Origin of the sequence: Paracoccus sp. P2 (genome assembly GCF_046335115.1) — a bacterium.
In the GTDB taxonomy this organism is placed as follows: domain Bacteria; phylum Pseudomonadota; class Alphaproteobacteria; order Rhodobacterales; family Rhodobacteraceae; genus Paracoccus; species Paracoccus pantotrophus.
On sequence record NZ_JBGOSN010000004.1, the window covers coordinates 1 to 26,986 of the forward strand.

A 26,986-nucleotide genomic window follows, 5' to 3' on the forward strand; every position below is an offset into this window, starting at 1 on the left:
GCGCTGTATGGAGGCTACACCGCATCGGGCCAGCTACCCGTGCTGACCAAGCGGGGTCATTATTGGGCGCCGAAAGGGGGTCAAAGTTGCGTGCCGATTGACAGGTCGCGCAACTTCGAGAGGGCACGTACCGCCGCTTGACATCTCGAACTCGACCGAAGCTGCGCTAGGTTAGGAGCGACCGGCTTGCCCCGCAACTCCGGCTTGTCGCGCTGCTCGGCCGAGGCATAGAACGCATCCATATCCACATGGATGATCTTGCCGATATTCCTGTCTGGCTCGGCGGCCTCCCCGATCTGTTCTCCCGATCCCGACATGCTTCGTCGTCAACCTGTCGGAGTTGCCGGTTTTTCGATACCTTCCAGCCGATCGGCGGGCAAAGGTCGTTGCAGGGCCTTCGCCTCGCGCCAGTCGGCCGTCAGCCAGACCTCCACCTCGTCGGAATTGGTCAGGATCACTGGCATTGCCTTGGGATGGATCGGCTTCACCACTTCGTTGGCATCAGTGGTGAGGAAAGCGAAGAGTTCATGTTCGCCCGGTCTCGGCGTGCGGTTCGATCCGCGCGTCCCTTCCCATCGGGTCCAGATCCCGGCGAAGAAGAACAGGGGCTGCGCCTGGTCGAGCGCGAACCAGTAGAGTGGTTTGCGCTTCGTCACCGGATCAGGCACCTGCCCGTATTCCGAGAACGCCGTCGCCGGGACGACGCAACGGTGCTCAACCCCGAGCCACTGTTGCCAGTGCCGTATCCAGGTCTTGCGAACATTGGTGACGCCGGTGTCAGGCGCGTCCGGGGTCTTCAGATGCTCGACCGGCGTGGGCATTCCCCATGTAAGGCGAGCAAGCTCCAGCCCGCCATCGGTTTTGCGCACGACCGGCGCGGGCCGGTCGGGATAGACGTCGAGGATCGGTTCCAGATTGCCGATACTGTCGTGGGTGAGCGCCACGAAATCCCGGATCGCCTGCTGGTTGGTGGTCAGATTGTAGAGATTGCACAAACCCGCTTCTCCGATTTTGCGGCCATCATACGCCAGAAGTTCCGGCAAGGCTTCCGATCACATCTTACGAGACTCAGATTGACTCCCGCCGCGCACTAGAACAAACAAAGAACATAACGACAGGATTTGCCCTTGAGAAGATCCGGAGCCTGCCTTCCAGATGCACGAGCTCGCCATCAGTCCAGCCATTGCGGCCCTTCGTGTGCGAATCGCGCAGCTTGAAGGTGATGGCGCTCGCGCGCGGGAAGTGCTGCCCTTCGGCGTTCCGTCTCTGGACCGCAAACTGCCCGGTGGTGGGTTGGCTCTTGGCTGTCTGCATGAGGTTGCGGGCGGCGGCAACGGCGCCGTGGACGGCGCGGCGGCGGCCTGTTTCGTGGCCGGGATCGCCGCGCGGACCCAAGGCAAGGTGCTGTGGTGCGTCGCCCAGCAGGATCTGTTCGCGCCGGGCCTGGAACAGGCCGGCCTGCCGCCCGATCGCGTCATCCATGTCGAGGCCGGCGATGACAAGTCGGTCCTGGCCTGCATGGAGGAAGGCCTGCGGCACGGTGGGCTGGGCGCGGTGGTCGCCGATATTGCCCGGCTGCCGATGACCGCCTCGCGGCGGCTGCACCTGGCCGCCAAGGAAAGCGGCACCATCGGCCTCGCCCTGCGCCGCTGGCGGCGGCAGGCCGAGGCCAGCGATTTCGGCCAGCCGACGGCGGCGATGACCCGCTGGCGGATCTCGGTGCTGCCGTCCCGGCCTTTGCCCGTGCCCGGCGTCGGTCGCGCGCGCTGGCTGATCGAACTGATCCGGGCGCGGGCGGGAGAATCCCTCGATATCGAACTGGAGGCGTGCGATGGCTCGGGTCATCTCGGTCTTCCTGCCAACATGGCCGACAGACCGGCTGCGGCGGAAGGCCGGCGACACAGCGCCGCCAGTTGAGGTGCCGCTCATCATTGCAGGACGTGATCGTAACCGCCGTATCGTGACGGCGGTCGACGCGACCGCGCAGGCGCTCGGCCTGCGGGTCGGCATGCCCGTCACCAAGGCGCAGGCGCTGGTGCCGGGACTGGTGATTGAACCCGCCGACCCAAAAGCCGATGCCGAAAGCTTGGAGCGCCTCGCGCTCTGGGTGTTGCAACGGATCGCGCCGATTGTGGCGGTCGATCCGCCGGACGGGATCGTGATCGACTCTACCGGCGCGGATCATCTGCATGGCGGCGATGCGGCGATGCTCGATGCGCTGATCGGGCGGCTCACCTTGTCGGGTGTGTCTGCACGGGCCGCCATTGCCGACACCTGGGGCGCGGCCCATGCGCTGGCGCGCTATGGGTCCAATCCGGTGCTGATCGCCATGCCGGGGGCCAGCATCGACATGCTCGCGCCGCTGCCGCTGGAGGCTCTACGGCTGTCGCCCGCGATCCCGGCTGGCCTGCGCGATCTGGGGTTTTCCCGGATCGGCGATCTGATCGGCCAGCCCCGCGCGCCCCTGACGCTGCGCTTCGGGCCGGAACTGTCCCGTCGGCTGGATCAGGCCCTGGGCAACAGCGCCGAACCCATCGAGCCGCTGCGCCCCGAGGACATGATCGAGGCGCGGCGCAGCTTTGCCGAACCCATCGCCGCCGCTGAGACCATCGCCCGCTATATTGGAAAGCTGGTCGCAACGCTCTGCGAGGCGCTGGAGACCCGCGGCCTCGGCGTGCGCCGCCTCGACCTGCTCTGCCACCGGATAGACAGCCGTGTCGAGACCGTCCGCATCGGCCTCGCGCGGCCGGTGCGCGACCCTCAGCGCCTGACCCGGCTGCTCTGCGACAAGATCGAGACCATCGACCCCGGCCTCGGCATCGAGATCATGACGCTGACGGCCACGCTGGCGGAACCCATGACCGAGCGCCAGGCCGTGAGCCACCTGATCGAGGCGCCCGAGCCTGACCTGTCAGGCCTGATCGACACGCTCGCCAACCGGGTCGGCGCCCGCGCGATTTATCGCTTCGCGCCGGTGGCCAGCGATGTGCCCGAGCGATCCGTCTGCCGCATTCCGGCCCTGGCGGAAGAGACCGGCGCGGGCTGGCCCGATCACTGGCCGCGCCCCTCGCGGCTGTTGCCCCGTCCCGAGCCGATCGAGACCATGGCGCTGCTGCCCGACCATCCGCCGAACTGGATCTCGTGGCGCGGCGTGCGGCGGCGGGTGCGCCGGGCCGATGGCCCCGAGCGGGTCTTCGGGGAATGGTGGAAGCGCGATGCCGAGCTGGTCGCGGTGCGGGATTATTTCCGCATCGAGGATGACGCTGGCGAACGCTTCTGGATCTTCCGCGCCGGTGACGGCGAGGATGTCGCCACCGGATCGCATCGCTGGTTCCTGCACGGGGTTTTCGGATGAATGCGCCCCGCTATGCCGAATTGCAGGTCACCACGCAGTTTTCCTTTCTGCGCGGGGCCTCTTCGGCCGAGGAATTGTTCGCGACGGCGGCGGCGATGGGGATCGAGGCGCTGGCGGTGGTGGATCGCAATTCGCTGGCGGGCATCGTTCGCGCCCATGAGGCGGCGAAGGCAACCGGCATCCGGCTGATCGTTGGCTGCCGCCTCGATCTCGCCTGCGGCATGTCGGTGCTGGTCTATCCGACCGACCGAGCGGCCTATGCCCGGCTCTGCCGGCTGCTGACGCTTGGCAAGGGCCGGGCCGGCAAGGGCAAGTGCCACCTGGAATGGGCCGATCTCACCGCCTATGGCGAAGGGCTGATCGCGGTGCTGGTGCCGGATGATGCCGATGAATACTGCGGGTTCCGATTGCGCCGTTTGCGCGATGCCTTCGGCGACCGGGCCTATCTGGCGCTGACCCTGCGCCGCAGGCCCAACGACCAGATGCGGCTCTGGGAGCTTTCGCAACTGGCGCAGCGGATCGGCGTGCCGACCGTCGTGACCAATGACGTGCTGTTCCACGAGCCTGGCCGGAGGATGCTGCAGGATGTGGTCACTGCGATCCGCCACAACACCACCATCGACCAGCTGGGCTTTCGCCGTGAGCGTCATGCCGACCGCTATCTCAAGCCGCCCGCCGAGATGCGCCGGCTCTTCGCCCGCTGGCCCGAGGCGCTGGCCCGCACCATCGAGATCGCCGACCGTTGCCGCTTCAGCCTGGATGAGCTGCGTTATCAATATCCGGAGGAACGCGACGATCCCGCACTGACCCCGCAGGAAACACTGGTGCGGATGACCTGGCAGGGCGCGGCCAACCGCTACCCCGAGGGCGTGCCGGATGAGGTGACGGCGGCGTTGCGCCATGAGCTGACCCTGATCGGCAAGCTCGATTACGCGCCCTATTTCCTGACCGTGAACAGTATCGTCCGCTTTGCCCGGTCGCGCGGCATTCTCTGTCAGGGGCGGGGATCGGCGGCGAACAGCGCCGTCTGCTATGTTCTCGGCATCACCGCCATCGACCCCGGCCGCAACGATCTGCTGTTCGAGCGCTTCGTCTCCGAGGAACGCCGCGAACCGCCGGATATCGACGTCGATTTCGAGCACGAACGCCGTGAGGAAGTCATCCAATGGGTCTATGAGAACTATGGCCGTGACCGGGCCGCGCTGACCGCCACCGTGACCCGCTATCGCTCCAAGGGCGCGCTGCGCGATGTCGGCAAGGCCATGGGGCTGCCCGAGGATCTGATCCAGACACTCTCCGGCCAGCTCTGGGGCTGGTCCGAGACCGGTGTCAACGATCAGCAGCTTCGTGAGTTGAACCTCAACCCGGAGGATCGGCGTTTGCGCCTGACCCTTGATCTGGCCGCCCAGCTTCGCGGGGCGCCGCGGCATTTGTCGCAACATCCCGGCGGCTTTGTCCTGACCCATGACCGGCTGGACGAGTTGGTGCCGATCGAACCCGCCGCCATGGCGGATCGCCAGATCATCGAATGGGACAAGGACGACATCGACGCCTTGCGCTTCATGAAGGTGGATGTGCTGGCGCTGGGGATGCTGACCTGCATGCGCAAGGGGCTGGATCTGATCGTGGAACACAAGGGCATCGCCCTTGATCTGGCGACGATCCCGGCCGAAGATCCGCGCACCTATGCGATGATCCGCAAGGCGGACACGCTGGGAACCTTCCAGATCGAAAGCCGGGCGCAGATGTCCATGCTGCCGCGCCTGAAGCCGCGCACCTATTACGATCTGGTGGTGCAGGTCGCCATCGTCCGGCCTGGCCCGATCCAGGGCGATATGGTCCATCCCTATCTGCGCCGCCGCGAGGGGTTGGAAGAGGTCGATTATCCGACACCCGAACTGGAGAAGGTGCTGGGCAAGACCCTCGGCGTGCCGCTGTTTCAGGAACAGGCGATGCGCGTCGCCATTGAATGCGCGGGCTTCACCCCCGGTGAGGCCGATATGCTAAGGAAGAGCATGGCCACATTCAAGCACACCGGCGGCGTCTCGAAATTCCGCGACAAGCTGATCTCGGGCATGGTTGCCAAGGGCTATGAACAGGACTTTGCCGAACGCACCTTCCGGCAGTTGGAGGGCTTCGGCTCCTACGGCTTTCCCGAAAGCCATGCGGCAAGTTTCGCGCTGATCGCCTATGCCTCGGCCTGGCTGAAATGCTGGCATCCCGATGCCTTCTGCGCCGCGCTACTGAACAGCCAGCCGATGGGATTCTATGCCCCGGCCCAGATCGTGCGCGATGCGCGCGACCATGGCGTCGAGTTGCGCCCGATCTGCGCCAATGCCTCCCGCTGGGATTGCACGCTGGAGCCGACCGGCAACGAGGCGCGCTTTGCGGTTCGGCTTGGCCTGCGCATGGTCAAGGGGCTTGCCAATGCCCATGCGGCGGCGATTGTCGCCGCCCGTGCCGATCAGCCATTTGCCTCGGTCGAGGATCTCTGGCGGCGGGCCGGGGTTCCGGTCGCCGCATTGGTCCACATTGCCGAGGCCGACGGTTTCCGCCCGCCCTTCGGCCTCGCGCGCTGCGAAGCGCTTTGGGCGATCAAGGGGTTGCGCGACGAGGAACTGCCGCTGTTTGCGGCAGCCTCGGCACGCGAGGGCCTGACGGTTTCAGAGATATCGGAGCCGTCCATCGCCCTGCGGCCGATGGCGGCTGGCGGCGAGGTGGTCGCGGATTACAGCCATACCGGCCTGTCGCTGCGCCGCCATCCGGTTGCCTTCCTGCGCGAGGCTCTGCGCAAGCGCCGCATGGTCTCCTGCGCCGAGGCGATGGGCGCGCGCGACTGCCGCTGGCTGGAGACGGCGGGGATCGTCCTCGTCCGCCAGCGGCCTGGTTCGGCCAAGGGCGTCATGTTCATCACGATCGAGGACGAGACCGGCATCACCAATCTCGTGGTCTGGCAGAAAGTGTTCGAGTGCTATCGGCGGGCCATTCTCTCATCGAGCATGATTGCCGTCAGGGGGCGCGTTCAGCGCGAGGGCGAGGTCGTGCATCTCGTTGTCCATCGGATCGTCGATCTGTCGCGGGATTTGGCCAGCGTTGGGCAACGCGACGTGGCGGCCCTCCTGCCGGATGGCAGAGGAAGCGAACTCCACCAAGAATCTCCGACGCCTGATCTGCGCGGTCAGCCACCGAAGGGGCTGCGGGCGTGCAGTATGGCTGTGCCCGACCCGCACGTCGACGCGATCAGGGTAAAGACGCGGGATTTTCGGTAATGGTCGGAACCTTTACGACACCCAGCAACCTCGCATTGACCGCAGTTGCAGAAAACGAAATCGGCTCTTTGCGGCCGCACGACCGCACAGAGGCTAACTTCTGCTTTCCTTAGCCAGATTGATCGTACGGCAACAGGGATGCTTGAAAACTTGCCTGCTACACTCAGTCGTCGACCAGCAGCAGATACATCCGCATGCGATCCACCACCGCAGGGTACTCTTCCATGTTTGAGATCTCTGGCTCACGCTCGATAGTGGCGGAATAGGCCTGATGCGTCTGAACGCGGCTCAGAAAGCCGCGCTTGATGTCGCTAAAAGCGAGCTTGTTCGGGGTGTCGAAGCCGCGTCTGATCCCGGCTGCAAGGCAGTCAATGACAGAGACCGGCGTAGCCGTTCCGTCGGCGACGGCAGGTATCTCGCTTGCCGTGCGCGCGGCTAGACCGGCAGCGAAGGAAAGGCTGAGAGGCACTAGCTGAGAGACTAGCTCACGGGCACGCGGGCAAATCGCTTTTTCAGCGGGGTCGCCGCCGAGTTGTCTTTCGATTTCGCGCAAGGGTTCGCCGCATAGCCAGGCCAGAATGCCGGGTTCGAGGTTTCTTACGGCGTCGGCCGTCAGCGGTCCGTCCTTCTTGTTTCCGGTAGCGCCGAGAATTGCTCTACCATCACGGATCAGAATAGCATCGCGCGCATCCTGATCCTCTGCAAGCCAGTTGATGATCCAGGACGTCCAGTCCGGTATTGTCTGGGGTAGCCGTTCAATCTGATCCTCGATCCTTTGCCGCAGCGATTTGAGGATGCCGAGCGGCGCGCCGCTCTGGGTGGCAAGCTCCGCCAGGACCTGATCATCGGCCTCCTTCGCTCTCTCGCCGATAAGCTCGTTCAGTCGCGCGACTTTCGCATCGAACCCCGCTTTCTGATTGATCCTTATGGCCGTGAAGGCAGCCAGTGATCGTCCTATCGAAAAGCGCGTCGTTGCTTCGGTTTCTGCGCCTTCAGGCGCGACCGCAGTGGCTAGGCGGTTCAGGGCATACTCGACGTCGGGATCGGCAGCAGCCGCCACATTGATGCGATCAAGAATTGTCTGCAGGGGATCGCTCAGGGACAGGCAGCGGTCGTCCTCTGGCAGTACCGACTTCAGCTTGTCGAGCACCCCTTTTGGGAAGGCCCTACCTTGCCTGAATTGAAGCACGACTTCAGGGATCAGGAGCACGATGCCGTTGGCGAGGTGACCGGCGCGCCCTGCACGGGCCGCAGCATTCAGTATCTCGTGCGCCTCCAGGTCTTCACGCCCTCCTTCGTCCGGGTCGCTGCGCTTGTCCCCGGCAAGAATGGCAATATGAGCTGGAAGGTTCAGACCCTGCGCCAGCGTCGGTGTAGCAACGATGACTTTTGCCCCGTCGGCACGGCGGAACAAGCGTTCTGCCAGATCGCGCTCCAGCCTGAGCATCAGCGCATTGTGGGGCACGGCGGCAGCGGGACCGGCCAAGATCGCATGTTCCAGCCCGCCAAGCTCGATCTCCAGCGCCTTCCATCGCTCTTCTTCATCTTGCGTTTGCTCTGGCGGGTCGCCCAGCAGCGCCGAGATTTCACGCGCAGTGGACGCGGCAGTATCCTTGCGGTTGACGAAGACGATACCTTTCAGGCCGTTGCGCGCCGCAGCAGCCGCAACTTGCGCGGCGACCTTGTTTACATTCGGCGTCAGATAGATCGAACCATCCCGGTTGAGCTTACCGGTTAACGGGACCGGCGCATCGGAAATGGCCGCCAGGGTGCAGCTTGGCGCTGCACCGGCCAGCCAGTTGTGCTGAAGCCCGAAGAGAGCATGCGGCGGGCATTGCAGCGCTTCGGCAGCTGGTTTGCGCAGATGCTTTGCGCGCTTTTTCTTTCGGGCATCCTCCGCGCGCTGAACGGCGATCGCGTTGCGTCTCATCTGCACGATGGCGGCACTCTCATACAGCAGGACGCCGCGCGCCTGTCGGCTCGGCTTCCAAAGCGGATCGGCAAAAACACAGGTCCGACCGGTGAGCTCTTCAATCCACTCTGCGAATGCCGCGCCATTATCAAGCATCGCTGAAAGAAAAAGGAAATCGGCTTCCGGCGCGATGCTGTTGAAGGCAAGGACGCAGAACATTCCGTCCAACGCCCGGCGGAGATTCGATACGGGGCTGAGGAGATGACATTCGTCAAAGACCAGCAGCCCTACGTTTTCAAAAGCCTCGGGCGAATATGACAGAAGTGCAAGACAGCGCTCCGGCGTCATGACCTCGATGCTTTCGAAGTTGGTACCGGGAGCGAACAAGCGATCGAAATCGCTCGAAACAACCGAACCTTCCAGCGATTCCGGGAAGACCTTCTGCAGATCGTCGGTGAGTTGATCCACAAGCGCGTGAGTTGGAGCCAAGAACACAACCGACTTGCCGCTTGCCAGTACAGCAGCAATCTTCAGGCAAGAGACCGTCGTTTTTCCCGCGCCGGTCGGCAGAACGAGCACGGCGGACTTGCCGCTCTCGTGGAATCCTTTCGCTATGGCCTCCCTATGATTGGGCCAAGCGAAAGGTGCGGCATTCGCACGATGCCTCAGCCAGCTTCGCCAATAATCCCGATCTGAACCATTGGGCGGCTGCAGGCGTGTAACCGCCGCGCCCGCAATGGAGTCGTAGGCTGCCAGCAGCAGTGATGCGAGGTGACGTGGTCCCGGATAGGTGGTCTGAAAATTCTGGGACAAATCGCCGAGGCGCCCGTGCTCCAGCGAAGAGAGGGCCAACACGCGGGCGAACGCCGCCCTTGCGCCGTCGAACCGCCCTGCCGCCTTCTCGGGCATATCTTCTGCCAGAACTTCCGCAGCAAACAACTCGACACCGACGACAAGGCTCTCGAAGAGCGCCGTTGTCCCCCGCTGTTCAAGCAGTCCGCCGGAGAAGAACCCCTCCGGACGGCGCTGCGCGCGGTCAAGAATGCTCTGGAAATTGCCGCGCGCCAGGTCACGGATATCTTCGGCCAGAATGGTGCAGACATAGTCCTGCCCTCCATCTTCCGGCCTGATAAAGCGCGCGGCTTCGTGGGCGTCCGCATACTGCTCGGCCACCAGAAAAAGCACCGCCGCCGCGATCGCCGGATGGATGCGATCCCGATCCATGATGGCAACAGACCCGGCAGCATCGGTCTGCGCGAGGTCCTGCGCCAGAATTTGATGCGCCGTGCCGGCAACGAATGCCGCCGCTCTGCGGTGGTCGGCATCACGCCGGACGGACACAACGATCTCATAGGCGTCGGCAATACGGGCGAGAGGCCATTCGCCGTCAGCAGCGCCGTCACCCGCCGCCTCTTCAGCGCCATCGACGCGCCTCATTCTGCGGGCAGCCAGTTCTGCATACTGCGCTGTAAGCAATTGCGGCAGCTCGGCAGGATTCAGGCCTGGCAAGGCTGGCGCAGTACGCATGATTTCCGCTGTCACCGGATCGAACATTGGTGATCGTCCTCCCCGAGCACGTCAATGAAGGCGATCGCCCGACCGGCAATCTCGTCAAACCAGGTGCGCAGTTCCGAAGGCGGCAGGAATGTCGCCCCGATGCGCTGCGCCCCGGTGATCTTTTCAAGCCCCTCATATCCTTTGAACAAAGCTGTGCGTCCCGCCTCCGAGTCGTGGTCAGGGTTGATCGTCAATCCGGCGCGGTAGGCCCTGAATGCCATATCCAGTACGCGCCCTGCAGCCTCCATGACCGCTTCGTCGGGAATCCTGCCGTCAAGCAGCGAAGATGTTGCCGCCACCAGCTCCGAAGCCCTTTTGCCCGCATGGTAGTTTCGGAAGGCAGGCAGAACTTCGTCTCTGAATTTTCGCCGGGGGTCGTTCGAACATTTGTCTTCGAGAATTGTCGCGCGGACGACCGTTTCACCTTTTTCGTCCAGTTCGATCATGAGCCCGTCAAGACCCTGTGTCGTCGCGCTGATGTGCGGGTCTCTCATGAGCACGTTGGCGGCAGCACCCTGTCGGGCGGCGATCCAGGAGATCGCCTCGAAGATCAGACCGTCGCGATGCCATCGGTGAGCGTCCTGCTTTTCCGGCGTGTCTCCGGTCACGGTCAGACGCTGTTTCGCGTCGGAACGGAGCACGTCGATTGTCAAGGCCGGAACCGCTGGCTGCAGGTCCGCGATAATTCGCGCCGCGTGCTTCGCCTGTCCCATCGCGATGATCGCTATGAGCCGCGCTAGTAACTTGACATCACCGACCGTCCAGTGATCGCCGACACAGTGCTCGTTGACCTTGCACGCTGCCGTCGAAATCGCCGTTGGGGACGCAACTCCGGCCTCCGGCCCGGCCGAAACGGTTATCTTGTCGGGGCTGTCTATCTCATGGGCCTTGTTCATCTGGTTAAGACTCTCTTAGCAGCGGCGGCTGCATGCGCGTTCTTTTCAATGACAGTGCTGCGGATGTGCGACAACAACTACATGACTTTATTTGGTTTTACGTGAGAAACGTACTTCAAGTCGAGCAATCTGTTCTGTGAAGTGGCTCGAGGGGTAGCTCGCGATCGGGAACATCGGGAAGTTTGTGGTCATTCGCGCTCACGGCAACGAACGTCCGTTCTCCGCCCCTTCAATCGCTCAAGCCTCTGTTCGGACTGTCACACTATGCAGGCGCAGTGAACGACTACAAGGTTCATCATGGCTGAGATTCTCAGGTGGCAGGGAAAAGCCTTCCCCCTGGTCGGCACTGCGTTGCCGACGCACCCCCATCAGCGGGGAGACCCCGCAACGCCCCCTGAGAGTTCGAGTGCGGGCGGGTTTTCCGTGACGGGTTAAGGACTGGAGGAGTGGCCTCCGGCGCCCGTCGCGGAGATCATCCCGATGGCCAGACAGGACCGCGCCCGTGAAGGCGGCGCCCGCAGCAATCTTTACGACGACATCACCGGCAAGATCATCGCCGAGCTGGAGGAAGGACGGCTTCCCTGGGTCCAGCCTTGGGGGACTGCGGCGAAAGCGCCGCTTGCCATGCCGCGAAACGCCGCGACCTCGCGGCAGTATTCCGGGATCAATGTGCTGATCCTCTGGGGTGCCGTGGTCCAGAACGGCTATCCGACCCAGCATTGGCTCACCTATCGCCAGGCGGCAGCCCTCGGCGGCAATGTCCGTAAGGGCGAGCACGGCACGACGGTCGTCTATGCCGACCGCTTCACCCCGGAAGACGAGAAGCGCCGAGCCCGCGAGACCGGTGAAGAACCGGGACGCGTCCCGTTCCTGAAGCGCTTCACCGTTTTCAACACCGCGCAATGCGAGGGCCTGCCAGAAGATATTGCCGTGGAGGCGCCACCACCGCCGCCCGGTATGATCGAGCCGAAGGTCGAGGCACTGATCCGCGCGACCGGGATCGATTTCCGCATCGGCGGAGATCGCGCCTTCTATGTGCCGGCACTCGATTATGTGCAGGTGCCGCCGCCGGCCGCCTATTTCGAGCCGATTAACTGGCACCGGACGGCGCTGCACGAGATGGGGCACGCCACCGGCCATGCCTCGCGCCTGGGGCGGGATTTCTCGGGCAGCTTCGGCACGAAGAAATACGCCTTCGAGGAGCTGGTCGCCGAGATGAACGCGGCCTTCTGCTGCGCCTCGCTCGGCATCGTGCCGACCGTGCGCCACGCCGACTATATCGGCTCCTGGCTGGAGGTGCTGCGCGAGGATAACCGCGCCATCGTCCGCGCCGCTTCGCAGGCGAGCAAGGCGGCCGACTGGCTGCTGTCGCATCTGCCCGACGAGGACGGCGCTGAATCGGTTGCGGCCTCGACCGAGCGGAGGGTGGCGGCATGATCCTCCTGACCCGTACCCAGCGTGCGCAGCTCCTCGCCAATGGCCGGCAGCGCGGCGCCGATCACGTCCCCGTCGTCAAATTCTTCAATCCCTTCGGCGCGGGCGTCTGGCTCGCCACCGAGCTGGATCAGGGCGGCGACATCATGTTCGGCCTGGCCGATATCGGCTACCCCGAACTCGGCTCGTGGAGCCTGGAAGAGCTGCGTGGGGTCCGGTTGCCCTTCGGCATGGGGATCGAGCGGGATCTGCTCTTCACCGGGGATTTCCCGATCTCGGTCTGGGCGGAGGCTGCGTGGGAAACCGGCAGCATCCAGGCGGCGGAACGAGCCCTCTACCGCGCCGGTGCGGCATTCACCCGCACATCCACAGATACGGAAAGCCGGGAATCCTGATTTCCGGTTGCCGGCTTTGTGGCCTGGCGTCGCACTCTTCAGAGGAAGAGGGCGGCGCTTCGCTTCGTGACGGGTTGGAGGTCGAGAGAGTGGCTCCCGGCCGCCCGTCGCGGAGAAATCACCATGGCCAAAGCTGCCAGGAAGAAGCCCGTCGCCCCGATGATCGTCTTTTCACGGGCGCGCGACATTCCGTTCAACCGCATCAGGCTGTCGGACAGCAATGTCCGCGAGACCGATGTCGAGGCGGGTCTGGACGAACTTACCCATGACATCGACCGGCGCGAGGATCTCGTGCAGGGTCTCAATGTCCGCGCCATCCTCGACGAGGACGGCAATGAGACCGGCGAGTTCGAAACCCCGGCCGGCGGCCGCCGCTACAGGTCCATCGCGCGCCTTGTCGAAGCCGGTCGCTTCCCGGCCGAAGGGCTCGTGCCCTGCATCGTCAAGAAGGCCGATGCCAAGACCTCGGCAGTCGACGACTCGCTGGCCGAGAACCTGCTGCGCCTCGCCCTGCATCCGCTCGACCAGTTCAAGGCGTTCAAGCGGATGTTCGACATGGGCATGTCGAAGGAGGAGATCGCCGACGCCTGGCGGACCACGCCGCGCTACATCATGCAGCGCCTTCGTCTCGCGACGGTCGCGCCGGCGCTGCACGACGCCTATGCGCGGAATGAGATGACGCTGGCGATGCTGGAAGCCTTCACCGTCAATCCCGACCACGAGCGCCAGCAGCAGGTCTGGGAGCGGATCAGCACGTCGTGGCAGAAAGAGCCCTGGCACATCCGCAGCCTGCTGACCGAGACCACGGTTCCGGCTGCCGACAAGCGCGCCCGCTTCATCGGGATCGACGCCTATGAGGCGGCGGGCGGCCCGGTGCTGCGCGATCTCTTCTCCGACGAGAACGGCGGTTGGTTGCAGGACGTCACGCTGCTCGACCGCCTGGTTGACGAGAAGCTGCGCACTGTCGCCGACGAGATCGCCGGACAGGGCTGGAAGTGGATCGACGCGGCAGTCGAACTTCCCTACGGCTACGCCAACGGCCTGCGCAGGCTGGTCGGTGTGACCCAGGAGCTGACCGACGAGGAGCGCACCGCCCGCGAGGCGCTGCGCGACGAGTATGACGAACTCGAAGCGCAGTATGCAGAAGCCGACGACCTGCCCGATGAGATCGACCAGCGGCTCGGGGAGATCGAAGCCGAGTTGGAAGGCTTCGAGAACCGGCCCGTCACCTTCGCGCCGGAAGACATCGCTCGTGCCGGTGTTTTCGTCAGCATCGACCGCGATGGCGAGTTGATCGTCAGTCCCGGTTATGTCCGCCCCGAGGACGAACAACCCGAGAGCGTCGATGGTGAGGATGCGGGCGAAGGTGCCGACCCGTCCGATCCCGATGCGGTGCAGCGCGCGGTTATCACCGTCGGCGGCGAGCCGGTCCCGGACGGCGATGAAGAGGAGGACGATGCCGTCAAGCCGCTGCCCGAGCGGCTGGTGACCGACCTGACCGCCTGGCGGACGCTGGCGTTGCGCAATGCGCTTGCCGAGAATCCGCGCGTCGCCATGACGGCGCTGCTGCACAAGCTGGTTCTCGATACTTTCGAGCGCACCGCCACCTCGGGAACCAGCCTCTATGCCGCCGTGCGTCACATCTATCTTCCCACGGATGCGACCGGGCTCGCTGACAGCGCCGCCGCGAAGATGATCGACGAGCGCGCGGACGCCTGGCGGGGCGACATCCCCGCTGGCGATGACGACCGGCTCTGGGACTGGATCGACGGTCTCGACGATGCCAGCCGCCTGGCGCTGCTCGCCCATTGCGTCAGTTTCGGGGTCAACGCGCTTTACGAGCGGCCCAACCCCTATTCGGGGAATGGCATCTCGCAGCACGGTCTCGACCGCCGCATGGCCGAGGCCGAACGGCTGGCACAGGCCACCGGCCTCGATCTCGTCGAAGCGGGCTGGAGGCCCACGGTCGAGAACTACCTGGGTCGCGTGACCAAGACCCGCATCATCGAGGCGGTGCGCGAGGGCGCCGGCGATCGCGCGGCCGATCTCATCGCGCATCTCAAGAAGGGCGATATGGCGAAGGAGGCCGAACGGCTCCTGGCCGATACCGGCTGGCTGCCGGAGCCGCTGCGCCCCGCCATCGAGGCGCAGGCCGTGGATGGCGCGACCGATCAGGACGAGGACAGCGTGGCGCTGCCCGACTTCCTCGCCGGTGGCCATGAGGACACGGCCGAGGCCGCCGACGATCCGGAGGCCCTCGTCGCCGCCGAGTGACGCGCAGCAGCGGGGCGGCCTCCGCCGCCCCGCATTCCATCCCTTCCATCTCAAGGCCCGGCATCTCGCCGGGCCGCTTTCGTTTCAGGAGCAAGATCATGTCCGCTTCCCTCATTTTCGACATTGCGCCTCTCGGCTCGCTCGTGGCCTATAGCGACGGCCAGCCGAAACCGCCCGCACGTTTCACCAAGAAGCTCGCCGCGTGGAAATCCCGCAACGGGGCCGGTCGCCTCGTGCGCAAGGAACCGGGCCGCGAGCGCCCGACCTACACGACGCCGCCGTCCTTCACCCTGCATGAGGGTGATTTCGGCGAAGGCGGCATCATCCTCATCACCATCATGCGCAGCTACGGCATCGACAGCGATCTGAGCTTCCGGGTTGTCGAACGCCCGAAGATCGGTCAGGTCCGTGTTGTGCAGGATGTCGGAGAGAACGTCGAATTGCTGCACCTCGCGGAGAACCACGAGGCGGCCGAACTCTGGCTAGCCAGGAACGGCTACAGCCGCGCGCGCCTCGAGGAGATCACCGCCGACGAGGCAGGCGCCGATGCCGTCGAGGGTCGAGCTGCCGCGTGACCATCGCCGATCCCGTTCATCCGGCCCGCTTGTCCCGTGACGGCGGGCCTTCTTCGTTTCAGGAGAACACAATGGCCATTCCCGATCCCGTTCGAACGAACTTCGACACTCTGCTTCGTGCTGCCGATGACGGCAATCTCGCCCTTATGGAATGCCTCGACGCCGCGACCCGTGAGACACGCTATGTCCTGTGCGCGGTCGGCCGCGACGGGGGTGATTACGTCTTCACGCCGTTCGGCCATCTCGCAAGCGGCAACCCCTATGACGCCTATCTGCCGCCGGATCCCGACGATCCTGCCGGCTTTGTCGAGAAGGCCGAAGATGGGGGCGCATCATGATGACGGTCGATGAAATCTTCGCCGATGACCGCCGCAATCCGCCATCGGAGCGCTCGCTTCCTTGGGAGGAAACCCGCAACGGCGTCACCGTCATCGTGGAACCGAAACCGCATTGGGCCGAGGACATGCGCGCCTTCCGGCTCGATGCCCGCGAATACTGCCGCTATGCCGACTGGACGGCCCATGGCGCCCGGACGCGCTTTTTCGGTCATATCGACACCTCCGGCGACGATGTGATGATGAAGGCCCGCGCCATGATCGCCCGCGAAATCGCCGATGGGTTCTGGGACTGACCGGCCCTGAAAGCCGAACCTTGCACACGGGGCTATCGGGTATCGCTGCACAAGCAGCGATGGATCGAGTTCGAGCTTCACCATTGCGCCAACTCCTTGGTGTTGTGGGGGCAACGGGTTCCGTCCCCGGCCTGAAACACACCCTGAATATCCGCCGGCAACGAGGCTGGCGCAGCAAAGCATCTGCGACGGGTTTCCGGCACCGGCTCGACGCAAAGCACCATCCCCCGCTTCCATTCGCTAACCTTGGTCCGACCGTCTCTTTGCATTCAACCCCGGTGGGGTCGGCTTACGCGCGCGTGCCGCCCTCGGGGATTCGGAAAGAATCCGAACGCCCGAGGGTGATTGCAGATCCGGTCAGACACTTCGGGCGCCTGTCGCGCGGGGGATGGTCCCCCGCCTCCAAAGACAGGAGCCGGAACCCATGTCCTACGCAGATGCCACCGCTTTCGCCGCCAGCCTCGCCACCACGCTGATGGTCGTGATCGTCGTGTTCCAGGCCGGGGACGGCACCCACGGCGCCATGCCCGCCGACGAGTTCGACGGCGACGAAGAGATGGTGAAGCTCGAACTCGATCCCTTCGGCTGAGGCGCGAAAGCGCCTCCGCCCGACGGCCCGGCCCGCGTCAGGCGCAGCCGGGCCTTGTGCCATGCGCAGGCTGCGCATCGCCAGCGGCGGTGCCGAGGCCTCGCCTCGGCTGTGGAAAGGGAGAGTTGGGCCGGGATCGGGGCGAGCCTGGCGGAAGGAGAGGAGAGCGCCGCCGGGCCATATCATCCCGCTCTCCTGGAGGATCATCCAATGACCGATACCGACAAACCAGCCACGCCGGAATTCGACATGGCCGCCAGCGTCGCGCGCTTCTTCGCCGAGCGCGATGAGCGCAACCGTCGCGCTGAAGCGGTCCGTCCCGACAACAAGACGGCGCTGTTCGATGCGCTGGCCGCCGCAGGCATCACTCTCGTGACCGTCACCTTCGACGGTTCTGGCGACAGCGGCCAGATCGAGGACATCACCGCGCAATCGGACGACCGGACCGTGGACCTGCCGCAGGGCGAGATCACCATTGCCACGGTGGCATGGGGAACCGACAAGGTGACCGCAATCTCAATGGGCGTTGAGGCGGCCATCGAACAGCTCGCCTATGACTTCCTCTCGGAAACCCATGGCGGCTGGGAGAACAATGATGGCGCCTATGGCGAGTTCAGCTTCGATGTGGCGGCGCGCACCATCACGCTCGACTACAACGAGCGCTACACCGCCACCGAATTCTACAGTCACGAGTTCTGAGGGGGCGGAAATGGCACATCCCTATCATCATGCGCTCTCGTCGGTGAAGAAATGGGGCGGCACGGTCGAGGATTACTTGCCCATCCATAGCTGGTTCGATGCCAGCAAGGAGATCCTGGCCGATTTTCGTCATCGCGCGCTTCGCCACCATGCCGAGGGCATCTTCATGGCCGAGACCATTTTCGGGGCGACGATCACCCTGTCCACCGGCAGGGTGATCCCGGCCCGATGGGTCGGGGAGCAGCATGTCCGCGAGGATCTGGGCCGTATCCCGTCCTTCGCCGATTGGGCGCGGGCAATCCACCCGGCGCCTTGGATGGGGCGGACGCAGCGGATCGAGGCGGAGGTCGATCCGCATTGCGTCAATGGCCGACTTCAGGAAGAAGTCTGAGCAGTCGCGTCAGCCTCCCCCTTATGAAAGCCTCTTGCCATGCTCAGCCATATCGTCATCTCCGTCCTGCTCTGCACGGCTTCCTGCGAACCGGCGGAAATCCGCGTCTGGGACGGTGACTCGATCCGGCTGGGTATGGGACAGCAGTCCGAAGCTGTTCGGATATTCAACATCGACGCTCCCGAAATGGAGGGCCGCTGCATCCATGAAACCGACCTTGCCCGGCAAGCGAAGATCAGGCTGGCGGAAATCCTGCAAGGTCGGCGGGTCGAAATCCTGCGTCAGGGGACCGACCGCTATGGCCGGACCCTGGCGGCGATACGCGTCGAAGGCCGCGATGTCGGCGATATTCTCGTCGATGAAGGGCTGGCGAGAACCTGGGCCGGGCGGCGTGAGCCCTGGTGCTGATCGCCGGATCGTCCCGCCGAGGTGCGGGACGATCCACCGTCGGGACGGGAGAGTAAGAGTGCGGGCCGGTTGGCCGTGACGGATTGTGAGGCGGGAGAGGGGCTTCCGCCGTCCGTCGCGGAGCATTCCCCATGAGCCTTTCCCACCACACCACTTTCGCCTCGATCGGCGAAATTGTCGCGCGACAGATCCTGCCTCGGCTGCGTCATGCCCAGAAGCTGCCGCTGCGCATCTCCTGCATCGGTATCGCCAGCGATGACGAAAGCGATGACGTCGGCGGCTTCGACCGCACGCTCGTCATCGGCCAGTGCCAATCCCCCGAAGAGGCGCTGATCATCGCCAGCCAGCGCGTTGCGCGCGGTGATTTCCGCGTTGGACAGGGCGATGCGCTGCGCTTTCGCCCCCGCGTCATGGTCATTCAGGACAACGAACTGGGCCTTGTCCTTGCCGGTGAGGTCCGGGCCGGGATCGTGCTCTGGCAGCATCCGGTCGCCTCCGACGCCGAGGCTCGCCGCACCGTCACGGAGGCCAGCCGTCTGCGGGGCATGGCCTTCACGGCATCCGGGCGCGGCGATGCGGTATCGGCTCGTGATCTCCGCCACCGCGCCAGCCTGCTCGAGGCGCGGCTGGTCGATCCCTTCTGGCGCGAGACGACTGCCGATCTGCTGCGGCTGCCACAAGCTGCCTGACCTGTCGCCCCTTTCCATCCACTAGGCCCGGCCCCGCGCCGGGCCTTCTCGTTTCAGGAGCCTGACATGGCCGACTACTTCACCCATTTCTCCTGCCTGCTCGACGTGGGCAGCCCCGAGAACGCCGCCCGCGCGCTTGATCTCTACAACGCGCTGGCGCACGAAAACGCCGCCGAAGATCCGCCCTCGGACGGCTTCATGCTTTCGATCCAGCCCGAACATGGCGGCACCCAGCTCTGGATGCGCGATGACGGCACCGGCGATCCCGAGCATGTCATCCAGTTCGTCAAACGCTGTGCCGCCGCGTTCGGCCTGACCGGGCTATGGGGGATGCAATACGCCAATACCTGCTCACGTCCGAGAATCGACGGGTTCGGGGGCGGCGCGCATGTCCTCGACCTCGCCACCGGCGAGACGGTGGACTGGATCTACACCGACGGTTGGCTTTCCACCGTTCTGGACGGGGGCGACCCCAATGCCTGACGTCATCGAAACCACGGTCTATCGGCTCGACGAGCTTTCCGAAGCCGCGAAAGACAATGCCCGCGCCTGGTATCGCGAGGGCGGCTTCGACTACGATTGGTACGATGCCGTCTATGAGGATTTCCGGCGGATCGCGGACATCCTCGGCATCCGCATCAAGACCCGCACCGTCCGCCTCATGGGCGGCGGCGTGCGACAAGAGCCTTGCATCTGGTTTACGGGCTTCTGGTCGCAGGGCGATGGCGCCGCGTTCGAAGGCCACTATTCCTATCGCAAAGGCACGGCGGCGGAAATCCGTGCCTATGCGCCGAAGGATGCGGAGCTGCACCGCATCGCGGATGCCCTACATCAGGCGCAACGCCGCAACTTCTACCAGTTGACGGCCGAGACGACCCATCGGGGGCGATACTATCACGAATACTGCATGGCGATCTCGGTCACCCGCGACAGCCCGACAGGGCAGGGCATGACCGCCGATGCCGAGGAGACCGTCATCGAGGCATTGCGCGATCTCGCGCGTTGGCTCTATCGCCAGCTTGAGCGCGACTACGATGACCTGACTTCGGATGAGGCGGTCGATGAGGCCATCGGTGCCAACGAATACAGCTTCACAGTTGATGGGAATCGCTTCGGCTAAAGCCCGGCTTTCCGGGGTTACAGTACCGACCGCAGGTCCGTCCGTGAGAAATCATCGCCGACAAAGAGCAACGGACAGCCGCGCTCGCTCGCGACCTCATAGGCGAAGCAATCGCCGTAGTTGAGACCGGCGGGATGAACGCCCTTGCCCCAGCGGGCATAGGCTTCGGAGATCCTGCGTGCCGAAGCCTCCGTGACGGAGACGACCTCGAACCCAAGGCCCTCGATCAGGGCGGCAATCTCTTCCCCAACATTGCGGCGCCCGGCCACGATCAGCGTCTCGGCCACGGTTCCGGCCGAGATCAGCAATCCGTCCGCCGCCTCGATCGCCGCCATGCAGGTCTCGGCCTGCGGCTCGTCCAGCACGATCGCCATCAGCGCCGAGGTGTCGACGACGATCACGCCGGCATCCCGTCATCACCATAGAGGAAGTCCTGACTGCGCGCGGCATCGGCGCCGGGCAGTGCCTTGCCCCGCGCCGTGGCCCGGACCCGCTCCATCAGCGCACGCCGGCCTTTCGGGGTCGCTGCGACAGCAACCCGCACGAGGCGGGCGACCTCATGGCCCCGCCGGGTCAGGATCACCTCGTCGCCGGCCTCGGCGCGTTTCACCAGTTCGGTGAGCTGCCCTTTCGCCTCGGTGACAGAAACCCTCATCGCACATCGCTCCAGATGTTCTCCGCTATCCTGCCAAGATGGTCCATAGAATGGTCCATTTCAAGCCCCCAGAGCGAGAGGAGGGCCGGGAGAGGGTGCCTCCGGACGGGTTGAGAGAGGGTCGTCCGGCTGCCGTCCCTTTCCCTCCAGGAGACCGATCATGGCTTTGCCCGAACTTGCTTCTCAATCCGCAACCCGTGTCCCCGACGCGCGCCGCATGGAGTTCCTGCCGCGCCTTTTCGGCCGGCGCCTGCTCATCATCGGCGAGCATGCCGTCTTCCGATTCATGGAGATCCTCAGCCCCGCCGATTACGGCGGCGGGCTCTGGGATTTCTACGAACGCGCCGGCCAGCCGCTCTATCTCGCGCCGACATCAAAGCCCCGTTACCTCCTGTTCTGCGAAGGCAACGGTTTCGAGGGCGAGGTCTCATGCGATGCGGCTGGGATCATCGCCACGCTCTTCGCCTTCTCGCATCTTTCCTTCCGCTACGATGACGACGAACTCGCCGAGGGCTATGGCCGTCTCTACGAACATGCCGCCAATCACCCGGAGGCGGCGGCGATCTTCCAGGCCATCGACTGAAACCCACAAGCGCCCAGCCTGACGGTCGGGCGCTTGTTTCATGCCTGCTTTCGCCACGGCTTCAGAGCGAGAGATGGGCCGGAAGGGGTTTGAGCCGGTGCGGTCGAGAGAGAGCGCTGCCCGGCTTGATCCTGACTTGCTCTCCCGAGGAATCCCCGATGAACATGATTTCCGCATCCGCGGCGGCATCCGCCACCGCGCCGCTTCCGCGCGACCACGACGCCGAGACCGCAGCCCGCATATTCACCGCTGCCGGCCTACTGCTGCCGCATCTGGAGCGCGGTCAGCGCGTCGATGCCGCCACGCTGCGCGGCGCGATGGAAGCGGGTTTCGGCGCTTCCGATGCCACCGGCGCCTGGACCTGGAAGCTGGCCTATGATGCCTGCGAGGCTGCGACCGTCCTCTTCCTGCGCAAATACGGCAATGTGCTTTTCCGTAAAGCCGCCTCGAAGTCGGCGATCCTGCCGCAGCTCGGCAAGATCTCCGGGCTTCTGCCGACGCATACGCGCCGCTCGGAAGAAGCGCAGACCTTCCAGCAGTTCTCCACCCCGATCCCGCTCGGTTTCGCGGCGGTCACGGCGGCGGCGATCACGCCTGCCGACCGTGTGCTGGAGCCCTCGGCCGGCACCGGGCTCCTCGCCATCCTGGCCGAGATCGCCGGCGGCACGCTTCTCGTAAATGAACTGGCCGAGATGCGCGCCGGCCTGCTTTCCTCTCTCTTTCCGGCCCTTTCCGTTACCCGCTTCGACGCGGCCCAGATCGATGACCATCTCGATCCCTGCCTTGTCCCGACCGTCGTGCTGATGAATCCACCGTTCTCGGTCATGGCCAATGTCGAGGGGCGCATGCGTGACGCCGCCTTTCGCCATGTCGCTTCGGCGCTGGCGCGTCTTGCGCCCGGCGGACGGCTCGTGACCATCACCGGCGCGAGCTTCGCCCCCGATAATCCGGCGTGGACCGCCTCCTGGACCCGGCTGCAGGAACGCGGTCGCGTCACCTTTTCCGCCGCCATCGACGGCTCGGTCTATGCCAAGCAAGGCACCACTGTCCCGACCCGGCTCACGGTCATCGACAAGCTGCCGGCCGAAGATGCGGCGGTGTTTCCGGCAGCGCCTGGTGTCGCGCCGGACGTGGCCACGCTGATCGCCTGGCTAGCCGACCTGCTTCCCACGCGGCTGCCGGTCGATCCCGGCCTGACGGTGCCGGTCGCACGACCCACCGCGCCCCGCACCGTGCGCGGCTACGTCAACCGCGCCGCGCGATCCGCGCCCGCCGCGCCCCTTGCGGAACCGGAGGCCGTGCCGGTCGCCTACGAGACCGTGGATTGGGAACCGGCCGAGGGCGGCGGCCTCTCCGACGCGATCTACGAGGAATACGGGCTTCAGACCATCCGCATCGACGGGGCGCAGGCGCATCCTACCCAGCTCGTGCAGTCGGCCTCGATGGCGAGCATCGCGCCGCCGAAGCCCAGCTATCGGCCGACGCTTCCCAACGACATTCTCGGCAAGCTGTCCGAGGCGCAGCTGGAGACCGTGATTTATGCGGGCGAGGCCCATGGGGGCTTCCTCGCCGGGGGCTGGACGATCGATGACACGCTCGACAATCTCGCCGCCGCGCCGGAGGATGCCGAGGGAGCAATCCGTTTCCGTCAGGGCTTCATGATCGGCGACGGCACCGGCGTCGGCAAGGGTCGGGAATCCGCCGCCATCATCCTCGACAACTGGATGCAGGGGCGGCGTAAGGCGATCTGGATCTCGAAATCCGACAAGCTGTTGGAGGACGCGCAACGTGACTGGTCGGCGCTCGGCATGGAGCGGCTGCTGGTCACGCCGCTGTCGCGATTCCCGCAAGGCAAGCCCATCACGCTGAACGAAGGCATCCTGTTTCTAACCTATGCCACGCTGCGCTCCGACGACCGGGGGACAAGGGTTTCCAGGGTCAAACAGATCGTCGAATGGTTGGGCACAGACTTCGATGGGGTGGTGATTTTCGACGAGGCGCATGCCATGGCCAATGCCGCAGGAGGCAGGGGAGAACGCGGCGATGTCGCCGCCTCGCAGCAGGGCCGTGCCGGGCTGCGCATCCAGCATGCGCTTCCCGATGCCCGAGTCGTCTATGTCTCGGCCACCGGCGCCACCACCGTCCACAATCTCGCCTATGCGCAGCGGCTCGGTCTCTGGGGCGGCGAGGATTTCCCCTTCTCGACCAGGGCGGAGTTCGTCGAGGCGATCGAGGCCGGCGGCGTCGCGGCGATGGAGGTGCTGGCCCGCGACCTGCGGGCGCTTGGCCTCTACACCGCCCGCTCGCTGTCCTTCAAAGGCGTGGAATACGAGTTGCTCGACCACGAACTGACCCCTGAACAGGTCCGCATCTACGACAGCTATGCCGATGCCTTCGCCATCATCCATAACAATCTCGATGCGGCGATGCAGGCCGCCAACATCACCGGCGGCGAGGGCGGGTCCGGCACGCTGAACCGGCAGGCCAAGTCCGCCGCCCGCTCGGCCTTTGAGAGCGCCAAGCAGAGGTTCTTCGGGCACCTGTTGACGTCGATGAAAACCCCGACGCTGATCCGGTCCATCACGGCCGATCTGGAAGCGGGACATTCTTCCGTCATCCAGATCGTCTCGACCGGCGAGGCGCTGATGGAACGGCGGCTGGCAGAGATCCCCACCGAGGAATGGGGCGATCTGAAAATGGACCTGTCGCCGCGCGAATATGTCCTAGATTACCTTGCCCATTCCTTCCCGGTCCAACTCTACGAGCCGTTCACCGACAGCGAGGGCAATCTGTCCTCGCGCCCGGTCTATCGTGATGGCCAGCCGGTCGAGAGCCGCGAGGCCGCGGCCCGGCGCGACGAGATGATCGCAAGCCTCGCCAGCCTGCCGCCGGTTCCCGGCGCGCTCGACCAGATCATCCAGTATTTCGGGACCGACACGGTGGCCGAGGTCACGGGTCGTTCGCGCCGTATCGTCCGCAAACGCAGCGTCACCATCGACTGGCTCGTCGTGGAAAGCCGCGCCGGTTCGGCCAACCTGGCCGAGACGCAAGCCTTCATGGACGATCAGAAGCGCGTGCTGGTCTTTTCCGATGCGGGCGGCACGGGCCGGTCGTATCACGCCGAACTGTCGGCGAAGAATACCCGGCTGCGTGTCCACTATCTCCTCGAAGCCGGGTGGAAGGCGGACGCCGCCATCCAGGGCCTCGGCCGCACGCATCGCACCAACCAGGCACAGCCGCCACTGTTCCGACCGATCTCGACCAATGTGAAGGCCGAGAAGCGCTTCCTCTCGACCATCGCCCGCCGTCTTGACACGCTGGGCGCGATTACGCGCGGCCAGCGCCAGACCGGTGGTCAGGGCCTGTTCCGCCCGGAAGATAACCTGGAATCGCATTACGCCCGTGACGCGCTGCGCCAGCTTTATCTCCTGCTGGTGCGCGGCAAGGTCGACGGCTGCTCACTGGAGCGGTTCGAGGCTGCCACCGGGTTGAAGCTGATGGATGCGAACGGCATCAAGGACAATTTGCCGGCCATCACCACCTTCCTCAACCGGCTGCTGGCGCTGACCATCGAGCTTCAGGGCATCCTCTTCACCGCCTTCGAACAACTTCTGACCGCCCGCATCGAGGGCGCCATCGCCTCCGGCACCTATGACGCCGGGCTGGAGACCCTGCGCGCCGAGAGCTTCGTAGTGACGGATCGGCAGGTGATCTACACGCACCCGCGCACCGGGGCCGAGACCAGCCTGCTGACCATCACCGAACGCAGGCGCAACCGCCCGGTGACGCTCGACGCCGCGCTGGCGGAACTCGACGATCCCCGCGCCAGGCTGCTGATCAACGAGCGCTCAGGCCGGGCAGCGGTGCAGATCCCCACCACCAGCGTGATGTTGGACGATGGCGAGATCGAGCGCCGCGTCCGGCTGATCCGGCCGATGGAAGCGCAGAACGTCCAGGTCAGGATGATGCGCGAGACCCATTGGGTCGAAGCCGACAGGGATGCCTTCGCATCGGCCTGGGAAGCCGAAGTCGCGGAGGTGCCGGAGTTCGCCGAGTCCACCTTGCACATGGTGACGGGCCTGCTGCTACCGATCTGGAAGCGGCTGCCGAACGACTCCACTCGCGTCTATCGGCTTCAGTCTGACGCCGGCGAGCGCATCATCGGCCGCAAGGTCTCCCCGGCTTGGGCGGCCAATGCGACCGAGACCGGCATCACCTCGGTCTCGCCGGACGATGCCTTCGCGGCGCTGCTGGAAAGTCGGACCATCCTCGATCTCGCTGAGGGCCTCCAGCTTCGCCGGGTCCGGGTCATGGGGGCAAACCGGATCGAGCTGTCGGGTTTCACCGACACCATGCGCCAGCGCCTCACGGCCTATGGGCTGTTCCACGAGATCATCTCCTGGAAGCTGCGCATGTTCGTGCCGGTCGATGCCAGCGGTCCGGCGATCCTCGGGAAGCTCTTCGACCGCTGGCCGGTCGAGCGCATCGGCGAGCGGGAGGCAGCCTGATGCCCAGGCACGACGCATCCGAACTGGCGATCCGCCTTGGCCGAGAGGCCGAGGCGGTCTGCCGCCACTACCTGTCGTCCGGCCACCGCGCCGGGCGATACTGGCTGGTCGGTGACGTGCAGAACACCCCAGGACGCTCCATGTTCGTGCGACTGACCGGCCCGGAATCCGGCAAGGGTGCGGCGGGCAAGTGGAGTGACATGGCGACGGGAGAGCATGGCGACCTTCTCGACGTCATCCGCGAGGCGCTCGGCCTCGCCGATTTCAAGGACGTGGCTGAGGAAGCGCGCCGCTTCCTCGCCCTCCCGCATCCCGAACCGGCAAAGACGAGAGCGCCGACCGACAGCACATCCGGCGCGGCACCCGGTTCGCCTGAAGCGTCGCGGCGGCTCTTCGCCATGGCGCAGCCGATCCACGGCACCCTTGCTGCGATCTACCTCAACCGGCGAGCGATCACCACGCTCGAAGGCACCACCGCGCTGCGCTACCATCCCCGGTGCTATTACAGGCCCAACGAGCATGCGCCCACCGAGATCAGGCCGGCGGTGGTCGCCGCCGTCACCGATCTCACCGGCCACCAGACCGGCGCGCATCGCACATGGCTCGCCCCGGACGGTTCCGGCAAGGCGCCTGTCGAGACACCGCGGCGGGCGATGGGCGACCTTCTCGGCCACGCGGTCCGCTTCGGCATCGCCGATGAGGTGCTCGCCGCCGGCGAGGGCATCGAGACCGTGCTGTCGCCGCGCCAGGTCCTGCCCCGCATGCCGATGCTGGCGGCGCTTTCGGCCGCTCACCTCGCCGCCATCCTGTTCCCGCCGTCGCTGCGCAGGCTCTATGTCCTGCGCGATCGCGACCCGGCCGGGGACGGTGCAAGAGACCGACTGGCCGCCAGAGCAGCCGATCTCGGGATCGAGGCGGTCTCGCTCATGCCGCGCGAGGGCGATTTCAACGATGATCTGCGACGCCATGGCGCCGATGCCCTCGGGGCGGCCTTGAAGGATCAGCTTCATCCCGAAGACGTCCGCCGTTTCATGGAAGGGTGAGGG

General features: G+C 65.2%; 25 protein-coding genes. 19 read left to right on the forward strand and 6 right to left on the reverse strand.

Annotation, left to right across the window (positions count from 1 at the left end):
- Positions 1 to 80: 80 nt before the first annotated feature.
- On the reverse strand, positions 81 to 317 hold the full coding sequence (locus ACDP63_RS03480) for a hypothetical protein (RefSeq protein ID WP_409927691.1): 237 nt from the start codon (positions 315 to 317) through the stop codon (positions 81 to 83).
- Between the two features lie 9 nt (positions 318 to 326).
- Positions 327 to 1,043 carry an SOS response-associated peptidase gene (locus ACDP63_RS03485; RefSeq protein ID WP_255471297.1) on the reverse strand — a complete coding sequence of 239 codons (717 nt, stop codon included), beginning with the start codon at positions 1,041 to 1,043 and terminating at the stop codon, positions 327 to 329.
- A 250-nt stretch (positions 1,044 to 1,293) separates the two neighbouring features.
- Here ACDP63_RS03485 and ACDP63_RS03490 point away from each other — a divergent pair, with 250 nt between their 5' ends.
- The 3 genes from ACDP63_RS03490 to ACDP63_RS03500 are packed head-to-tail and all read left to right on the forward strand — an operon-like array spanning position 1,294 to position 6,624.
- Complete coding sequence (locus ACDP63_RS03490) at positions 1,294 to 1,917, forward strand: ImuA family protein (RefSeq protein WP_409927692.1); 624 nt, start codon at positions 1,294 to 1,296, stop codon at positions 1,915 to 1,917.
- Entirely contained in the window at positions 1,832 to 3,355 is a 1,524-nt protein-coding gene (locus ACDP63_RS03495) for a Y-family DNA polymerase (RefSeq protein ID WP_143794789.1), read from the forward strand. Before ACDP63_RS03490 ends, ACDP63_RS03495 begins: the two co-directional genes overlap by 86 nt.
- On the forward strand, positions 3,352 to 6,624 hold the full coding sequence (locus ACDP63_RS03500; protein ID WP_409927693.1) for an error-prone DNA polymerase: 3,273 nt from the start codon (positions 3,352 to 3,354) through the stop codon (positions 6,622 to 6,624). Before ACDP63_RS03495 ends, ACDP63_RS03500 begins: the two co-directional genes overlap by 4 nt.
- Positions 6,625 to 6,787: 163 nt before the next feature.
- Here the strand turns inward: ACDP63_RS03500 and ACDP63_RS03505 are convergent, their stop codons facing one another.
- Both ACDP63_RS03505 and ACDP63_RS03510 read right to left on the reverse strand, forming a co-directional pair.
- The gene (locus ACDP63_RS03505) at positions 6,788 to 10,090 is read right to left on the reverse strand and encodes a DEAD/DEAH box helicase (protein ID WP_152367883.1); all 3,303 of its coding nucleotides are present in this window, start codon (positions 10,088 to 10,090) and stop codon (positions 6,788 to 6,790) included.
- Positions 10,075 to 10,989 (reverse strand): hypothetical protein, encoded by a 915-nt coding sequence (locus ACDP63_RS03510; RefSeq protein ID WP_058098282.1) that lies wholly within the window; start codon positions 10,987 to 10,989, stop codon positions 10,075 to 10,077. The genes ACDP63_RS03505 and ACDP63_RS03510 overlap by 16 nt, the downstream gene beginning before the upstream one ends.
- A gap of 480 nt (positions 10,990 to 11,469) precedes the next feature.
- Between ACDP63_RS03510 and ACDP63_RS03515 the strand changes: the two genes are divergently transcribed.
- The 13 genes from ACDP63_RS03515 (at position 11,470) to ACDP63_RS03575 (ending at position 20,194) form a co-directional block, all read left to right on the forward strand.
- Positions 11,470 to 12,426 carry an ArdC family protein gene (locus tag ACDP63_RS03515; RefSeq protein WP_152367882.1) on the forward strand — a complete coding sequence of 319 codons (957 nt, stop codon included), beginning with the start codon at positions 11,470 to 11,472 and terminating at the stop codon, positions 12,424 to 12,426.
- Positions 12,423 to 12,818, forward strand: coding sequence for a DUF2958 domain-containing protein (locus ACDP63_RS03520; protein ID WP_039194750.1), 396 nt, complete (start codon positions 12,423 to 12,425; stop codon positions 12,816 to 12,818). Before ACDP63_RS03515 ends, ACDP63_RS03520 begins: the two co-directional genes overlap by 4 nt.
- 123 nt (positions 12,819 to 12,941) lie before the next feature.
- Positions 12,942 to 15,092 carry a chromosome partitioning protein ParB gene (locus tag ACDP63_RS03525; protein ID WP_409927694.1) on the forward strand — a complete coding sequence of 717 codons (2,151 nt, stop codon included), beginning with the start codon at positions 12,942 to 12,944 and terminating at the stop codon, positions 15,090 to 15,092.
- Between the two features lie 98 nt (positions 15,093 to 15,190).
- Positions 15,191 to 15,667: a hypothetical protein gene (locus tag ACDP63_RS03530; protein WP_012092595.1), complete on the forward strand. Its 477-nt coding sequence runs from the start codon at positions 15,191 to 15,193 to the stop codon at positions 15,665 to 15,667.
- A 71-nt stretch (positions 15,668 to 15,738) separates the two neighbouring features.
- Entirely contained in the window at positions 15,739 to 16,005 is a 267-nt protein-coding gene (locus ACDP63_RS03535) for a DUF6117 family protein (RefSeq protein ID WP_012092596.1), read from the forward strand.
- A complete protein-coding gene (locus tag ACDP63_RS03540; protein ID WP_012092597.1) occupies positions 16,002 to 16,298 on the forward strand; it encodes a hypothetical protein in 297 nt (98 codons plus the stop codon). The genes ACDP63_RS03535 and ACDP63_RS03540 overlap by 4 nt, the downstream gene beginning before the upstream one ends.
- A 424-nt stretch (positions 16,299 to 16,722) precedes the next feature.
- A complete protein-coding gene (locus ACDP63_RS03545; RefSeq protein ID WP_166507195.1) occupies positions 16,723 to 16,887 on the forward strand; it encodes a hypothetical protein in 165 nt (54 codons plus the stop codon).
- 210 nt (positions 16,888 to 17,097) lie between these two features.
- Positions 17,098 to 17,586, forward strand: coding sequence for a DUF6878 family protein (locus ACDP63_RS03550; RefSeq protein WP_012092608.1), 489 nt, complete (start codon positions 17,098 to 17,100; stop codon positions 17,584 to 17,586).
- Between the two features lie 10 nt (positions 17,587 to 17,596).
- A complete protein-coding gene (locus tag ACDP63_RS03555; RefSeq protein WP_012092609.1) occupies positions 17,597 to 17,977 on the forward strand; it encodes a DUF6915 family protein in 381 nt (126 codons plus the stop codon).
- Between the two features lie 39 nt (positions 17,978 to 18,016).
- Positions 18,017 to 18,385 carry a thermonuclease family protein gene (locus ACDP63_RS03560; protein WP_012092610.1) on the forward strand — a complete coding sequence of 123 codons (369 nt, stop codon included), beginning with the start codon at positions 18,017 to 18,019 and terminating at the stop codon, positions 18,383 to 18,385.
- A gap of 131 nt (positions 18,386 to 18,516) precedes the next feature.
- A complete protein-coding gene (locus ACDP63_RS03565; RefSeq protein ID WP_039194755.1) occupies positions 18,517 to 19,074 on the forward strand; it encodes a hypothetical protein in 558 nt (185 codons plus the stop codon).
- 66 nt (positions 19,075 to 19,140) lie between these two features.
- Entirely contained in the window at positions 19,141 to 19,557 is a 417-nt protein-coding gene (locus ACDP63_RS03570) for a hypothetical protein (RefSeq protein ID WP_074970577.1), read from the forward strand.
- A complete protein-coding gene (locus tag ACDP63_RS03575; protein ID WP_088233766.1) occupies positions 19,550 to 20,194 on the forward strand; it encodes an antitoxin of toxin-antitoxin stability system in 645 nt (214 codons plus the stop codon). The genes ACDP63_RS03570 and ACDP63_RS03575 overlap by 8 nt, the downstream gene beginning before the upstream one ends.
- A 17-nt stretch (positions 20,195 to 20,211) precedes the next feature.
- On the opposite strand, the gene ACDP63_RS03580 is transcribed toward ACDP63_RS03575, so the two are convergent.
- Together ACDP63_RS03580 and ACDP63_RS03585 are read right to left on the reverse strand one after the other, a co-directional pair.
- Positions 20,212 to 20,595 carry a type II toxin-antitoxin system VapC family toxin gene (locus ACDP63_RS03580; protein WP_058098141.1) on the reverse strand — a complete coding sequence of 128 codons (384 nt, stop codon included), beginning with the start codon at positions 20,593 to 20,595 and terminating at the stop codon, positions 20,212 to 20,214.
- Positions 20,592 to 20,849, reverse strand: coding sequence for a type II toxin-antitoxin system Phd/YefM family antitoxin (locus ACDP63_RS03585; protein WP_058098140.1), 258 nt, complete (start codon positions 20,847 to 20,849; stop codon positions 20,592 to 20,594). The genes ACDP63_RS03580 and ACDP63_RS03585 overlap by 4 nt, the downstream gene beginning before the upstream one ends.
- Positions 20,850 to 21,009: 160 nt before the next feature.
- Here ACDP63_RS03585 and ACDP63_RS03590 point away from each other — a divergent pair, with 160 nt between their 5' ends.
- The 3 genes from ACDP63_RS03590 (at position 21,010) to ACDP63_RS03600 (ending at position 26,983) form a co-directional block, all read left to right on the forward strand.
- Positions 21,010 to 21,432: an antirestriction protein gene (locus ACDP63_RS03590; RefSeq protein ID WP_074970573.1), complete on the forward strand. Its 423-nt coding sequence runs from the start codon at positions 21,010 to 21,012 to the stop codon at positions 21,430 to 21,432.
- Positions 21,433 to 21,590: 158 nt separating this feature from the next.
- The gene (locus ACDP63_RS03595) at positions 21,591 to 25,940 is read left to right on the forward strand and encodes a strawberry notch-like NTP hydrolase domain-containing protein (RefSeq protein ID WP_409927695.1); all 4,350 of its coding nucleotides are present in this window, start codon (positions 21,591 to 21,593) and stop codon (positions 25,938 to 25,940) included.
- Positions 25,940 to 26,983 carry a toprim domain-containing protein gene (locus ACDP63_RS03600; RefSeq protein ID WP_058099097.1) on the forward strand — a complete coding sequence of 348 codons (1,044 nt, stop codon included), beginning with the start codon at positions 25,940 to 25,942 and terminating at the stop codon, positions 26,981 to 26,983. The genes ACDP63_RS03595 and ACDP63_RS03600 overlap by 1 nt, the downstream gene beginning before the upstream one ends.
- Positions 26,984 to 26,986 lie beyond the last annotated feature (3 nt).

What these genes read in the sequence shown, in the direction of transcription:
- ACDP63_RS03480 (WP_409927691.1), bottom strand. Translation starts at nt 317, where the DNA reads ATGTCGGGATCGGGAGAACAGATCGGGGAGGCCGCCGAGCCAGACAGG.
- ACDP63_RS03495 (WP_143794789.1), top strand. Translation starts at nt 1,832, where the DNA reads ATGGCTCGGGTCATCTCGGTCTTCCTGCCAACATGGCCGACAGACCGG.
- ACDP63_RS03500 (WP_409927693.1), top strand. Translation starts at nt 3,352, where the DNA reads ATGAATGCGCCCCGCTATGCCGAATTGCAGGTCACCACGCAGTTTTCC.
- ACDP63_RS03505 (WP_152367883.1), bottom strand. Translation starts at nt 10,090, where the DNA reads ATGTTCGATCCGGTGACAGCGGAAATCATGCGTACTGCGCCAGCCTTG.
- ACDP63_RS03510 (WP_058098282.1), bottom strand. Translation starts at nt 10,989, where the DNA reads ATGAACAAGGCCCATGAGATAGACAGCCCCGACAAGATAACCGTTTCG.
- ACDP63_RS03515 (WP_152367882.1), top strand. Translation starts at nt 11,470, where the DNA reads ATGGCCAGACAGGACCGCGCCCGTGAAGGCGGCGCCCGCAGCAATCTT.
- ACDP63_RS03520 (WP_039194750.1), top strand. Translation starts at nt 12,423, where the DNA reads ATGATCCTCCTGACCCGTACCCAGCGTGCGCAGCTCCTCGCCAATGGC.
- ACDP63_RS03525 (WP_409927694.1), top strand. Translation starts at nt 12,942, where the DNA reads ATGGCCAAAGCTGCCAGGAAGAAGCCCGTCGCCCCGATGATCGTCTTT.
- ACDP63_RS03530 (WP_012092595.1), top strand. Translation starts at nt 15,191, where the DNA reads ATGTCCGCTTCCCTCATTTTCGACATTGCGCCTCTCGGCTCGCTCGTG.
- ACDP63_RS03535 (WP_012092596.1), top strand. Translation starts at nt 15,739, where the DNA reads ATGGCCATTCCCGATCCCGTTCGAACGAACTTCGACACTCTGCTTCGT.
- ACDP63_RS03540 (WP_012092597.1), top strand. Translation starts at nt 16,002, where the DNA reads ATGATGACGGTCGATGAAATCTTCGCCGATGACCGCCGCAATCCGCCA.
- ACDP63_RS03545 (WP_166507195.1), top strand. Translation starts at nt 16,723, where the DNA reads ATGTCCTACGCAGATGCCACCGCTTTCGCCGCCAGCCTCGCCACCACG.
- ACDP63_RS03550 (WP_012092608.1), top strand. Translation starts at nt 17,098, where the DNA reads ATGACCGATACCGACAAACCAGCCACGCCGGAATTCGACATGGCCGCC.
- ACDP63_RS03555 (WP_012092609.1), top strand. Translation starts at nt 17,597, where the DNA reads ATGGCACATCCCTATCATCATGCGCTCTCGTCGGTGAAGAAATGGGGC.
- ACDP63_RS03560 (WP_012092610.1), top strand. Translation starts at nt 18,017, where the DNA reads ATGCTCAGCCATATCGTCATCTCCGTCCTGCTCTGCACGGCTTCCTGC.
- ACDP63_RS03565 (WP_039194755.1), top strand. Translation starts at nt 18,517, where the DNA reads ATGAGCCTTTCCCACCACACCACTTTCGCCTCGATCGGCGAAATTGTC.
- ACDP63_RS03570 (WP_074970577.1), top strand. Translation starts at nt 19,141, where the DNA reads ATGGCCGACTACTTCACCCATTTCTCCTGCCTGCTCGACGTGGGCAGC.
- ACDP63_RS03575 (WP_088233766.1), top strand. Translation starts at nt 19,550, where the DNA reads ATGCCTGACGTCATCGAAACCACGGTCTATCGGCTCGACGAGCTTTCC.
- ACDP63_RS03585 (WP_058098140.1), bottom strand. Translation starts at nt 20,849, where the DNA reads ATGAGGGTTTCTGTCACCGAGGCGAAAGGGCAGCTCACCGAACTGGTG.
- ACDP63_RS03590 (WP_074970573.1), top strand. Translation starts at nt 21,010, where the DNA reads ATGGCTTTGCCCGAACTTGCTTCTCAATCCGCAACCCGTGTCCCCGAC.
- ACDP63_RS03595 (WP_409927695.1), top strand. Translation starts at nt 21,591, where the DNA reads ATGAACATGATTTCCGCATCCGCGGCGGCATCCGCCACCGCGCCGCTT.
- ACDP63_RS03600 (WP_058099097.1), top strand. Translation starts at nt 25,940, where the DNA reads ATGCCCAGGCACGACGCATCCGAACTGGCGATCCGCCTTGGCCGAGAG.